General features: G+C 43.1%; 6 protein-coding genes. 4 read left to right on the top strand and 2 right to left on the bottom strand.

Translation table 11 applies throughout. The features are described from left to right. Positions 1–19: 19 nt before the first annotated feature. Together G563_RS0128220 and G563_RS0128215 are read right to left on the bottom strand one after the other, a co-directional pair. Positions 20–2,254 (bottom strand): ligand-binding sensor domain-containing protein, encoded by a 2,235-nt coding sequence (locus tag G563_RS0128220; protein ID WP_028668281.1) that lies wholly within the window; start codon positions 2,252–2,254, stop codon positions 20–22. Positions 2,255–2,308: 54 nt separating this feature from the next. Then, entirely contained in the window at positions 2,309–4,558 is a 2,250-nt protein-coding gene (locus G563_RS0128215; RefSeq protein ID WP_229598578.1) for a ligand-binding sensor domain-containing protein, read from the bottom strand. 280 nt (positions 4,559–4,838) lie between these two features. Here G563_RS0128215 and G563_RS0128210 point away from each other — a divergent pair, with 280 nt between their 5' ends. From G563_RS0128210 to G563_RS0128195, 4 genes are all read left to right on the top strand, one after another. Next, positions 4,839–5,381 carry an RNA polymerase sigma factor gene (locus G563_RS0128210; protein ID WP_028668279.1) on the top strand — a complete coding sequence of 181 codons (543 nt, stop codon included), beginning with the start codon at positions 4,839–4,841 and terminating at the stop codon, positions 5,379–5,381. 255 nt (positions 5,382–5,636) lie between these two features. Then, entirely contained in the window at positions 5,637–9,032 is a 3,396-nt protein-coding gene (locus tag G563_RS0128205; protein ID WP_028668278.1) for a SusC/RagA family TonB-linked outer membrane protein, read from the top strand. Between the two features lie 24 nt (positions 9,033–9,056). Next, entirely contained in the window at positions 9,057–10,697 is a 1,641-nt protein-coding gene (locus G563_RS0128200) for a SusD/RagB family nutrient-binding outer membrane lipoprotein (protein ID WP_028668277.1), read from the top strand. Between the two features lie 205 nt (positions 10,698–10,902). Further along, positions 10,903–14,184, top strand: a complete 3,282-nt coding sequence (locus G563_RS0128195) for a SusC/RagA family TonB-linked outer membrane protein (RefSeq protein WP_028668276.1) — start codon at positions 10,903–10,905, stop codon at positions 14,182–14,184. Positions 14,185–14,192 lie beyond the last annotated feature (8 nt).

Raw genomic sequence — 14,192 nt, 5'->3', positions numbered from 1 at the left:
CACACAATCTAAGAATAGGTTACTGTTTTGGTGCGCTGATTACACCTAAATACCGCCCCATCCAATAAGGCAACAGCCAAATATCACCCGCGCTATGTTCGGAGGTACCATTGCTGCCTGTGCGGTCGAGGTGAAACATATTGCCATTGTGACGCTGTACGGGTCGCTCATCAGGGGGCAATACTTCCTTGATGGTTTGGTTACGGAAATTAGGCTGCATTTTCTCAATGTCTTTGCGATGACTGTTTGAAATCGCCCAATCGATAAGGTCGAGCGGGTGCTCTTTGAGATACCATACGGCCTCGTTTAAGTCAAAATCAGGCGTACCCACCAAAGCCGTAAAAATATTCCAAGCCCCTTCTTTCTCAGGGCGTTCGATTTCCCAGTGATCAATGATAGCTTCTTTGTACTTGGCTTTGAGGGTATCGTTGAAAGCATAGCGATACAGCCCCCAATAGCTCACAAAGTACATTTCGTCGTCGGAGTGGTTCCAACCATCAGATAGTTCTTTGCTAAGGGCATCGGCTTCGCCGGGGGCAGGGCCAATCTCTTTCATAGGTCTCATCAAGTTTTCCAAATAACCATGCTTTTGCATGAGTTCAAAAGCTTTTTCTTTATAAAGCTCTTTTTTGGTAAAATGATAAGCCGTTTGGAGCATCGCTACGATATTTGACGAAGTAATCTTGCGGTCTCCTACATTTTTAGGAAAAGCGTTGACGTATTCGGGGCTCCAACGTCCCCAAGTAGTAGGCTTGCCGTCATAATCAACCAAATAGAAATTGTTTTTGACAATATGCCCCATCAAAGTATCAATCAAAGCAACCGCACGGCTTTTCATGTTGGGGTCATCGATAAGCTCCGCCATTGCGCCAAACGCAAAGATATGCCCTACTGCCTCGTCACTACTTGTGGTAGCCTTCCAGTCCCAATTAGGGTCAGGAGCATGCTGCCAACGATCAGGATCGGCTAGTTGGGAGATATACCCAGCTCTTTCGAAAGAGCGTGAAGGAAAACCGGGCACGGGATTGATGGTATAGAGACGCTCCATCGCATCGAGCGATTCGCGGCAGTTTTGGAGTGCGTCTTCTTCTTTGGTAGTGGCGTATCGAAAAATCTCCCCCGCCAAATACATCGAAGTCCAAAGACCATCGTTGTCAGAATCGGCAAGGTAGCCAGAAGCGATATTGCCTTTTTCCATGTTGTCGAGCGAAGCATTGAAACCATTGCGAATATGACGCTTACGTACCTGCTCTTCGTAGTAGACTGCTTTGTCGTGTAGGGTCATTTTTTTGAAACAAATTTGACCTAAACCAGCAGTAGTTAGTACCAAAACTGAATTTTGGGGACCTTCTGAAATATGCACAACGCCATTGCTTGGCAGCCAACGTTCCCCGTTATAATAATCTACTTTTCCGTCGGTACGCAAAGCAAAGGCGCCATTGGTAGTACCAAACCATACTTTATCGCCAATGACTTCAATAGCGGTGATGTCGGTCCAAGGAAGTTTTTGATGAAGAGCGCCTACGGGTTTTTGGGTGGTGATGTCCCATTCGAGATAACCGTCGTTGGTACCGAGGTAGATTTTTTTGTTATCTGCCGCAATGGCAAAAGCCGAAAGATTGCTTCCTTGATACACATTTTTTAGTTGTGGGCTAGCCAAAGTGACCGTGTAAAGACCTTTTTTACCCAACACCCAAAAAGTATTTCCTTCTTCTTGATAGCGTACGGATAAGATTTCATCTTCCACCGTAGCTTTCCAAAGAGAAGTCGAATCTTTGACTAATTCCAACGATTTTCCGTCCGATACCAAAAAAGTAAAATCTTTCCCTCCCGCCACTAGCTTGGCATTAGGAAGTTGGTGTTTGGCGTAGAGTTTGCCAGCCCAAGCATCACTCAAGACAGCTTTGTTGTCAAGCATTACAAATTGCTTCTCATAGGCAATGACGGCCGTGATTTTTTTGTCTTTGATAGGACGATATTTACCATCGGCTTGAAGTTTGCCATGATAGAGAAAATGTCCATTGTAAGGTTGGAACAGACCTACCGAAGAAAGCACTTTGATGACGCCATTGCGATCGCTCGCCGCCGAAAGAAGCGTACCATTTGAGGGCTCAGCATAATATTTGACACTATAGTCTTGCCAATAAGGGACATCTTCATAAACGGGCTGATTGGTCGTAGCCTTGCGGTCACAAGCCACGAATAAGCCACCCGCAGAAAGCACAAATAATACTAGAAATTTGACGAAACGCATGAGAAATTGTTTGAGAGGTATATGAATAAAAAATATATAAAGGTTTGGAGAAGCTTAGCGAATCATTCCCAAATATCTTCCCATCCAATATGGAAGTTGCCAAAAGACAGGTTCGCGCTCGCGATGAGGGTCGCCACCGGCGGCAGTCCAAGGGTTTTTGTCCCAACGCACCGTCATCCGAATACTAGGGGGCTGTAAAACATTTACTTGTTCATCTTCCAACACGGGTGTCCTTACAATCTTGATATCTTCACGTATGGTGTGGTCGATAGGCCAATCAATGAGGTCGAGTGGGGTATCTACCAAAAAATCAACCGAGTTTTGGAGTTCTACTTTTTTGTGGCGAGCGTAGCAGTAAATAAAATTGATAAGAGGATTGTGGTCGCCTTTGCGTTTTTCAAACCAATCGTCCATGTGTTTTTGATAAAAAACCAGCCGTTGAGGGTCGGTTTCAGCTTTCAACAAAATAGGATATACATAGGCTTGTAGCATTACATCAAAATAAATAAACCAAGCGGGGTTTTGATTAGGAATGTTGGCCATGTTTTCGAGATAATGTTCCTTTTCAATCAAGTGCAAATACGCCTTTTGGTATTTCTCATTTTGGGTCATATAGTGCGCCAACTTCAAAAAAGCGAGCATTTCCATGGAGTTTTGGCTTTTGTCGGGAGCCCATTCGGGGTCGCGGTTGAGTTGGTCAGGCGACCATACCGACCAGCGCGTATGCTTTCCGTCTATATCCACAAAATTGAAATTATGGGCGATAAGGTAGTCCACAATCCGGGCTACGTGCTTTCTTACTACGGCTTTTTCGGCTTCGTCGGCTACGAGTTCATAGTAAAAAAAATACCCAAACATATGTCCACACATTTCATCGCTGCTTGTGTCGCCTTTCCAGAGCCATTTGCCATCTTTGGATTTATGCCATCTCATTTCTACGGGCTTAAAACGCGGCTCTTTCACTAATTCATCGGCCAGTTGCTGAGGCGTATAAGTTAGGTTGCCATCGTGCACTTCCGTCCAATCAGCAGGTACAATCGTACGGGCAAAAAAACCTTCGGTGTCGGTGACTTCTTGTAGAAGTTTTAAAAACCCAAACGCTTTTTTTGCATTTTGTTTAGCGTCAGGGCTTTTGGTGGTAGCATATCGAAAACTCTCCATCGCTAGATAATTGCCCGTATATTCGCCGTCATTGTCGTCGTCTTCAGGTTCCCAAGTGCTAAGGTCACCTGCTGTTTTGAGGCGGCATTGCCCTGCTATCCAAGGCGCGCGAATGTGGCGTTTGAGCAATACATCTTGGAAATAATCTTGTTTTTGAGCCAACGTCATTTTCTGACGTTTGATGACACTTACCCCTCCTATCGTAGCAATCCAAGCATTGCCATTGGCATCAAAATCAAGGTCTGTGACATAATCATGTACAAGCCACCGCCTGCTAAAGCGCAACGAATGGCTCCCGTCTGTCGCATAGCGTACTACTCCTTTTTCGGTACCGACCCACACTGTACCATCAGGGGCGGTTTTGAGAGCGGTCACATACACCGTCGGGAGGTCATCGGCGGTGGTAATAGACTTTATTTTTTTGCCTTCTTGAAGGATACTTACTCCGCCTAATCCTCCCGCCCAAAGATGGTGCTGGGTATCAAAATCGACACCTTTGATATACCCACTTTGAACCTCATTTGGCTGCCGAAAAATCTGCGTTTTCCCATCCTTATTTATATTATATAATCCGACATCACTTGCGAGCCAAATCCCGCCCTTTTTATCGAAAGATATATCTCTTAGCGAACGTGGTATTTCGTAGTTTTTTTTGACAAAATTTTCTCCTTCTTTTTTCCAAATTCCCTTGGGGCCTAGTGCCCATATTGCTGTATCGTTGCATCCGATAACGGAGATAGGAGTTTCAATCTCTTTAAAGAATAATGGGGTTTGATTTTTGAATCGATAAACGCCTTTCCAAGTACTTGCCCATACGTCTCCTTGACTATCCAATGCTACCGAAAAAGCGGGGCCTTGTTCGGCAGTAGACAAGGCGGCTTGCCATTGTGAAGATTCAGCCGTTTTCCTAAATACACCAGTAGAAGTAGCAATCCACGCATTACCAGTTTTATCAAGCACAATACTCCTGACAGTATTACCTGGCATGGGATATGCCTCGTGGGTTTCTTGCCAAAAAGCAAGATCTTGATAAGGTGTAAAGTCAGCTGTTTGTGCCCTTGTATCATTTCTATGAACTGATACTACCAACATCAACAGAGCAACAACTGTCTTTTTTAGATAGTCAATAACTGAATAATGCATAAGTTACGAATGGGATTGATAGTAGTAATACTTGTTTAAGAGGCCACAGGGCTATTATTTAAGTATTAAATTTTGAGGCAAGCGGATGAAGAAATCGTGTATAGATATAATACAGTATTATGTTTTTATTATCACATTTTAAGTTTGCGCAATTTGAGGATATATTTACGCAATTTGATACGGTTTGTTGCGTAAAAGAGCGTAAATTTACTTTCGCAAATCCATCATCATGGATATGTGAAATATTCCCAACCAACCTTATTTCACCTCTTTTATTATCATGGCTTGTATCAGCGAATATACCCTCAGGAAAGTAATCCAAGGTGATCAATCAGCTTTCGCGGAGTTGTATAATTTCTACAAAACTCCCGCTATCAAGTTTTGCGTATCTCTCGTCAAAGACGAAGAAGAAGCAGAGAATATGATGCATGAGGTTTTTATTAAAATATGGGAGAAGAGAGCACAAATCAATCCTACTCTGAATTTTAATTCTTATCTCTTTACCTGCCTGCGTAATTTGGCTTTTGATTATTTTAAGAAAATGGAAAAAAGCCAGCTCATCAAACAGCAATACATAGAGAGAATGGAGCATTTTGACGATGAAGAGCTGGAAGTAGAAGAAGCAAAGTTTAGCAACTTACGTACTGCTATCGATGCTTTGTCCGAAAAACGTAAGTTGATTCTAAAACTCAACGTTGAAGAAGGGAAGTCTTACCAAGAAATTGCGGAGTTGATGCGCATTTCAAAAAATACTGTTAAAAACCAACTTGTGAAAGCCAAGCAATTTTTGAGAGAAAGAGTTGATATGGCCGCCGCTTTCTAAGAGGAGGGGTAGGGATTGTAACTTGCTGATATTCACAGTCTATATTTAGCCAACTTATCGCACACTATTATACTCGACGAGGTTAGTCAAATCACCACATTTGGCTAACCTCGTTTTTTATTTTCCATATTCTCCCAAATTAGTCACTTTAGAAAGACATCCTTTTTAATCGGAATTTAATCCCCTCTTTTTAGTCCATCCCTCAAATGAGAAGTATTTATGGGTATACAAACCAGTTTTAAATACTCTAATCAAATGAACAACAACTTTACAATGGGAAGGGCTCTGAAGCGCCTTTTACTCACAACGCTCATTGTGAGTGGATGCTTCATGATGGCCTGGTCTCAGACCAGAACCATCACGGGGAAAATCACTTCTAAAGAAGACGGAAACCCCATGCCGGGCGTAAACATTATCTTGAAGGGAACTCAAAGAGGCTCAAGTACCAACGCAGCAGGTAGTTATACAATCGAAGTGCCTAACAACAATGCCGTATTGGTTTACTCTTTTGTTGGTTATAAAACCCAAGAGATTCCGGTCGCCAATCGCAGTGCCATTGATGTGACGCTCGAAGCCGGAGTTGAAAGTCTACAAGAAGTGGTAGTGACGGCCTTGGGTATCAATCGCGAAAAGCGCTCTCTAGCATATTCGGTAGGTGAGCTAAAGTCGGAAGACATCGTCAAAGCAGCCAATCCTAACCTCCTCAAATCATTGGACGGTAAAATCAGCGGCGTCAACCTCACCAACCTCAGTAGCGACCCTACTTCGTCGGTTTTGGTAAATATCCGAGGCTCTTCGGCTATGCCTACTCTTAGCGATGCCAACGTCTCCTTGAAAAGCCAACCCTTGTACGTGATCAATGGCGTACCCGTAGGTACCCAATCATTTACCAACAAAGACGGGGTAGATTTTGGGAATATTCTTTCGCAGCTCAACCCCGAAGATATTGCATCAGTCACCATCCTAAAAGGTGGAAGTGCAGGAGCACTTTATGGGGCCGAAGGTGGCAATGGCGTCATTATGATTACTACAAAGTCGGGAGCCGGTATGAAAAAAGGAATTGGTGTAAGCTACACTTCTTCTGCTACCGCCGACCGTGCTTATCAGTTTTTTCCTGAACAACAGCTATTTGGACAAGGGGAAAGAGCCTACGAGTGGCAGTACGACAATACCGACACTTGGGGACCTATTCTTGACGGGTCATTTTCGGCTGATTATTGGGATGTGGCCGCTAAACAATGGAAAAATGGTCCTATGCGGTCTTCGGGCGAAAATCGTATGAAATCCTATTTGCAAACAGGGAGCACATTTACTAATACCATCGGAGTAACAGGCAATTATGACAAAGGTTCGTTTCGCTTTTCGGTGTCTGACATGAACAACAAAGGAGTAATGCCAAACACAAAAACCGATCAAAAATCTTTTACGTTGAATACTACTTACAATTTGACGCAAGACGTAAGAGTAACAGTAAGTGGTAGCTACATCAAAACATTTACGCCTAACAAAGCCAACGTAACGGGTTCTAATAGTGTTTTGAATGATTTGTTGTTTAACCTCCCTACCAATCTTCAACCTTTGTCACAAATGCGCGATTACTGGTTGACTGGCTTTGAAGGAGTACGCCAAAACGGCGCTATCATGAAAGACAATGGCATAGACGTAGCCCAAAACAACCCTTGGTGGATTACCTACGAAAAAATCCACAAGTTTGCCCGTGACAACTATTTTGGAAAGGCACAGTTGGATTGGCAGCTCTCTAAGCCATTTTCTTTGATGCTACGTACAGGTATGCAAAATGTGAAAGAAAATTATGAATTGCGCCAATCTTGGGGAGCAAAAGGTGACCCTTACGGCCAATACGTAGTGGGTAGCAACAACAGCATGGAGGCCAACACTGATGCGATTTTGACTTACAACAATACCTTCGGAAAAACCTCTGTTACGGTATCAGGCGGGGGTAACTATCGATTCACCAATGCTAGTTCGCTCGAAGTGGTGGGAGGTGATTTGAGTTCTCCCAACTTATTTACTTTGGCCAACATCAAAGCCGGAACTTTGACCGTGAATGGTACTAGTACAAACTTAGGCACCAACGTAGGAGCACCTTATTTCAACGGCAAATCAGTAAGTGCGTATGGTACGGCTAATATCAGTTATGACAACAAATTGTTTTTGGAAGTAACAGGCCGTAACGATTGGAAAGGTGCGTATGCACAAGAAAAAATCAGTTATTTCTATCCTTCTGCGTCTTTGAGTTGGGTAGCTTCTGAGACTTTTAAACTACCACAAGTCATCAACTATCTCAAAGCACGCTTAAATTATGCTGATGTGGGCAACGGTCTAGTACGTCGCCGCTCCATCGACACCTACAGCTTTGATGCCAGTCCTTGGGGATCTATCAATACTGTAAGTTTGAATGCTACCATTGTAGACCCTGACTTAAAAGCCCAACATTCGGTTTCTAAAGAAGTAGGATTGGATCTTTGGATGCTAAGCAATCGATTGAAGCTGGACTTTACTTATTTTGTGAAAGACCAAAAAGACCAAATTGATAACATTCCTTTGGTACAAGGCACAGGTTATACAGGTTTGTTGACCAACATTGGTGATGTTCGCAATAAAGGCTATGAATGGGGACTAAACTTTACTGCTCTAAAAACCAAAGATTTTACTTGGGATATTTCAACCAGTTTTACTCACTATAAAGCAAAAATCACGCGTTTGTCTGACAAGTTTGCGCCAGCGGGTTATGTATTTGCGAGCTATGACGGTAAAACAAAAGTAAAACTAGCCGAAGGCGAAATCATCGGAAGTATCTACGAAGAAAACCCAATCTTACGAGTTAAAACTGGTAAGTATGCCGGAATGCCTTTGTTGGATAGCAACGAAGGTAAAATCCAAAAATCAAGTGATGAGCGCGACCGTGGTAAACTCGGCAACTTCAATCCTGATTTTATATTGGGTCTAAACACTACCCTCAAATACAAACAATTTACGCTTGGTTTGGTAGGAAGCTTGCGCAAAGGAGGTAAATATGTATCAGTAAATCAGCAATATGCCGAATCTAATGGCCGTGCTATCACTACTTTAGGAGCTGATGCCAACAACCTTTGGTGGGTAGGTGGACGCGACGCCGCTCACGGGGGACTGCCTTGGCCAGCAGAAGGCTCAAGTGAATATGCCGCTATCAACAGCAACAACGACGACAAACGCTCTAACTTCCAAGATGCTAGCTACGTAAAAGGGGTCTTCTTGAATCCAAACTATACTGGAGATCCGTCTAAAGCGACCGACGCCGATTACATCGTCAATGGTGCTAACCCAAAAAATACATTCTATGATTTTCCTTATAATGGCTACGGAGACATCATCTGGAACTTCTCCGCTACCAGAACCTACGATGCAACCAACTTCAAGATGAGAGAAATTTCATTGGCCTACACGCTGCCTAGAGCCCTTACCAACAAATACAAACTCAACAACGTAAGCTTGGCGTTTATTGGTCGTAACTTGTTTCAATGGAATGCTTCTGGCCGCAACGAAGACCCTGAATCGGCCTTTTCGGGCGTAGGTACCAACCAAGGAATTTTGAGAGCTACCCTCCCAAGTATTCGTTCGTATGGATTTAAACTCTCCTTGGATTTTTAAGTAATCACTCTTAAAGCAAAAACGATGAAATCATATATCAAAATACTTTCCGTAGCCCTGCTAACCACCGTAGCTACTTCTTGTAGCAAGGATGAGTTGAGGATTTACGACACCACCCAGCAACTCGATGCTGTAGAGTCAGTCAATGACCCATTTTTGTTGGCTTCTGTCATCAAACAAACCTCCCTCTTCTATCAAAATATGGGTTTTGATAATCGCCGCCTTCCTAGTGCTGTTCAGCATATGCAAAGCAATTATCAAAGTGGGGATAATTTTTATTCAGGATTCAAATCGCCGATTGATGATATGTATTCGGCGATGAATATCTTGAAGTTGATTGACGGTTCTATTGGGTTAGCCGAAAAAAGGGCTTCTAATGCTCACAAAGGGATTTTCATTACTTTTCGAGTATTATTGTTTTCATTCATGACCGATTTTTATGGCGACGTTTACTATACTCAGGCTTTGAAAGCAAGGGAAGGGATTCTCTATCCGAAATATGACAAACAAGCTGATACGTATGCTGGATTGTTGAAGGAGCTAGATGAAGCTACCGCTCTTATCACATCAGGTACTGAGCCTATCGATAAAAGCTATGATTTGATGTTTGGAGGAGACAAAACAAAATGGATTAAATTTGCAAATTCTCTTAAACTTCGCCTTATCATGCGGGCATCGGGCAAATTGTCAGATGCAGGTGCTCGAATGACCGCCCTCCTCAATGCCCCCCTCTTGACCGACGCTACCGACAATGCGTCTATTGCATACGTAGGAACTACCGCCGAAAACTCATGGAAAGGTGGTACTATCAACTGGGGTTCAGTAGATGAATTTAACAAAAGACGTCCTTGCAAAACCTTGGTTGATAAATTGACTGACCTCAAAGACCCACGCTTAAACGTATGGGTAGCTCCCGTAGAAAACCCTTGGACTACCGATAAAACCAAAGATGGCCAAACTGTAACTACTACTGATCCTAACGGATTTAGCTATACTTCTAAATGGGAGTACTTGGATGCCTCCAACAAAGACATCTCAGCTCAGCTTTCTAACGTTACCGACACCGATAAGCTATATGTAGGATTTATTGCGGGGATGTTGAGCGACTGGAAAAACGGCAACGGTCACTACAATACCGCTGCTGGTGGCGTAGTGGGAAATTTCAAAGTATCGCAGTTTTCACAGTTGTTCCGTCAAAACAAACATAATTTGCTCAAAGCCCAAATCATCAATAGCGACGAAGTACAATTTATTTTGGCAGAAGCAGCCGCCAAAGGCCTGATTTCGGGAAGTGCGGATACTTATTACCGCAAAGGTATCACCAATTCGATGTTGCGCTGGGGCATAAAACAAGCTGATATTGACAAATATTTAGCCCAAGCAAGCGTGGCACTTCCTTCTGATAAAGCCGGACAGCTTGCCAAAATTGCTGACCAAAAATGGTTGGCATTGTTTACGGTATCTACAGAAGCCTACTTGGATTTGCGCCGCACGGGATTACCCAATATTTTCAGTAATGGTCGCTTGAGTGGTTATACTTTCCCACTGAGGTATCGTTATCCAGGTAATGAACTCGGACAAAACAGAAATGCCTATGACCAAGGAGTGAGTACATTGTCGCCAGCTACAGACAATGAATTTTCAAAAATTTGGTTGTTGCAGTAGGTCTTTTATTTAAAATGGGAGAAGAAACGCTAGGTTTCTCCTCCCATTTACTCTACTGAACCAAAAAAATCAAAGACTTTGCCTTACTTCAGCCTCCTTCTGGAATACTGAAGTTAACAATTTCTTAAAAAAAAATAACATTCTATCAATAGTCTGTTTGTTTAGTTATTTCGTACCATAGGTACTAACTAAACAAACAGACTATATGAGACACTTTTTTCTATTACAAAAAGCAGTCAAACGATTGTGTGTAGTAGTTCTAGTATTTGGTATCTGCTGTACTTCGGTGTATGCCCAAGTCAGAACCATTACTGGAAAGGTCACTACGAACGAAGATGGCTCTGGCATGCCCGGAGTAAACGTTGTCATTAAAGGTACGCAAAAAGGAACCAGCACCAACGCCACAGGTAACTATTCCATTGAAGTAAATGGTAGCAATCCTGTACTTGTTTTTTCATTTGTGGGCTATGAAGCCAACGAAGTATCGGTTGGAAGCCGCAGCGTAGTAGACGTAAGTCTTACACCAGGTGCTGAAAATCTAAACGAAGTAGTAGTAACCGCCTTGGGTATCAAAAGAGAGAAACGCTCTTTGGGCTATTCGGTAGGCGAAGTATCAGGAAAAGACATCGTAAATGTACCTCAAGAAAACGTTCTCAATGCCCTTTCTGGCCGGGTGGCAGGGGTGACAATCAATCAAACAAGTGGCGCTGGTTCATCGGTTAGCGTCATCATCCGTGGAGCTACTTCATTAAGCAACGACAACCAGCCTCTTTTTGTAATCGATGGGGTACCTGTAGCCAACAGCCTCAACAACATCCGTTCGATGGGTGATCGTAACAACGTTGACTATGGTAATGCCATTTCGGATATCAACCCCGACGATGTAGAGAGTATTTCGGTGTTGAAAGGCCCAAGTGCCGCTGCGCTCTATGGCTCACGCGCTGGTAATGGGGTGATTTTGATTACCACCAAATCTGGTAAAAAAGGTAAAGGACTAGGCGTATCCTTCTCTACTAGCAACGTCTTCGAAACGCCTTACCGCTATTTAGATCTTCATTACAAATACGGAAATGGTGACCGCAACGCTCGTCTTGATGAGACTTCGGCTTATTGGGGAGGGCCAGAACTAGATAAGGGAATTTTGGCTCCACAGTGGAATAGCCCGTTGGATGCCAATGGTAACAAAGTCCCTACCGAATTGCGCTCATACAAAGACAATATGAAGAATTTCCTCCAAACTGGAATTACTTCTACAAACAACATCGCTATTTCGGGTTCAACTGACAAAACCACTTACCGGGTGTCTTACAACCTGATGACCAACCAAGGTCTTATTCCAAATTCAGACCTTAATCGTCACTCTTTATCTGCTTCTGGAACTTACGACATTCATCAAAAGGTAAAACTAACTACCAACTTAAATTTCGTACGTTCACAGTCTGACAACCGCCCTTCTACTGCCAACCGTGGTGCTAACCCGCTAGAGGCCGTTTATCAATGGTCACATATTGATGTAAGAGAGTTGCAAAACTACTGGGTACCTGGAAATGAGCAAATCAAGCAATTTTCACCTACAAATGGCGATAACCCTTACTTTTTGGCATATGCCATCAACAATGGCTTCAACCGCGACCGTATTTATGGTAATATGAAGCTTGATTATGCGATTACTTCTAATTTGTCAGCTTTTGCTCGTATCTCTCATGATATGTTTGTAGAAGATCGCGAAACCAAAATCCCCTGGAGCTATAGCCGTGGTCGTAATGGAGGATATTATCTTCAAGGTCTAGGTCGCAAAGAAACCAACGCAGATTTCTTATTGACCTACAAGAAAAATATCAATGCTTTCGACTTTAGCGTATCGGGCGGTGGAAACTACATGGTCCAAAACTACAAAGAAGACTTTATGGGAGGCGCTATCTTGACCGTACCAGGTCTTTATAGAGTTTCAAACATTCCTTTGGCTTCCCTTCAAGTAAGCAATAGCAGCGCAAAAAAAGCAATCTATAGTCTTTATGGAATGGCTTCTTTAGGTTATAAAAACATGCTCTATTTAGACTTGACAGCTCGTAACGACTGGTCGAGTACATTACCTGCCGAAAACCGCTCTTATTTCTATCCTTCCGCTTCTTTGAGCTGGCTTGCTAACTATGCTTTCAGTTTGCCTAAGTCGATTTCGCTTTTGAAGTTAAGAGCTGGATGGGCACAAGTTGGTAACGACGCTAACCCTTATCAGTTGATGCCTACCTTAGGAACAGGAAGCTGGGGAAGCTTAATTACTACCAACGTACCCCAAACATTGTTGAACGCTCAGTTGAAACCTGAAATCGCAACTTCTACCGAATTCGGGGTGGATTTAGGCTTGTTCGAAAACCGACTTCGTCTTGAAGCGACCTACTATTATCTTGAAAACAAAAACCAAATCTTGGGTATTACTACCCCTTCTTCTTCAGGCTTTAATAGTAAGCTTATCAACGCCGGTTTGTTAGCTAGTAAAGGTTGGGAAATCAACTTAGGAGGTACGCCTATTCGTGACAAAAACGGTTGGAATCTTGACCTCAACATGAACTTCACTCGCAACCGTACTACTATCAAGGAGTTGACAGAAGGAATGGATTTCTATACGCTTTGGGACGATAACAACGGAGGGGCATTTACATTTGTAGGAGAAGAAATCGGAAACATCTACAGCCGTGGCTATGCTACCGTAAAAGACCCAGCGTCGCCTTACTATCGTTGGCCCATCCTCAACAACAACGGGGAGTGGATTGCAGTAAACGACCGTAATGCCCGCGAAAAAGTAGGTAACTTTAACCCTCGTTTTATCATGGGTATGCAGGCTACGCTTTCTTACAAACGCTTCTCATTGGCCGCTAGCTTTGATGCCCGTGTCGGTGGAAACTTCCAATCTTATACTTATCGCTATGGCGAATCTGACTGGAAATCTCAACGTCAGTTAAATCAACTTATTCCGGGTGGATTGTACTCAGAAGCAGAATTGGTAGCCCTTTTGAAATCAGATCCTGAAAAATACATCATCCCTACCAACGGTAATTTCCCACGGGTAGGTGGACACACCAAAGCTACTGGCGGAATGGGTGCTGACGGAGACGGTGGATTCATCCCTGGGGTAATTTTACAGTCTGACGGTACTTACAAAGAACACTTAGGTGGCGCTGGTACCAATATCTACCCTATCACTGATACCTATCCTTGGAGCTTCAATAAGCAAATCACTTTTGATGCCTCTTTCCTTAAATTGAGAGAGTTGTCTTTCTCTTACAATATTCCAAACATTGGTGGCTTCCGCAATGCTAGTGTTTCATTGTTTACCAGAAACATCATGATTTGGACTGCCTCCAAAATTGGTATTGACCCTGAAAGAGCTTTCCAAGCAGATGGTGGCCGCTTCCGTCAAGGAATCGAACTCCAAAACGTAATGCCTTGGACGGTACCTGTAGGTTTCAAATTGAACTTTAGTTTGTAATAACTAAC

The organism is Runella zeae DSM 19591 (assembly GCF_000423565.1).
Taxonomy (GTDB): Bacteria; Bacteroidota; Bacteroidia; order Cytophagales; family Spirosomataceae; genus Runella; species Runella zeae.
This window is presented reverse-complemented; position numbering and strand designations above follow the sequence as displayed.

Excerpts from the sequence above, each read along its gene's own strand:
- G563_RS0128220 (WP_028668281.1), bottom strand. The coding sequence starts at position 2,254 with ATGCGTTTCGTCAAATTTCTAGTATTATTTGTGCTTTCTGCGGGTGGC.
- G563_RS0128215 (WP_229598578.1), bottom strand. The coding sequence starts at position 4,558 with ATGCATTATTCAGTTATTGACTATCTAAAAAAGACAGTTGTTGCTCTG.
- G563_RS0128210 (WP_028668279.1), top strand. The coding sequence starts at position 4,839 with ATGGCTTGTATCAGCGAATATACCCTCAGGAAAGTAATCCAAGGTGAT.
- G563_RS0128205 (WP_028668278.1), top strand. The coding sequence starts at position 5,637 with ATGAACAACAACTTTACAATGGGAAGGGCTCTGAAGCGCCTTTTACTC.
- G563_RS0128200 (WP_028668277.1), top strand. The coding sequence starts at position 9,057 with ATGAAATCATATATCAAAATACTTTCCGTAGCCCTGCTAACCACCGTA.
- G563_RS0128195 (WP_028668276.1), top strand. The coding sequence starts at position 10,903 with ATGAGACACTTTTTTCTATTACAAAAAGCAGTCAAACGATTGTGTGTA.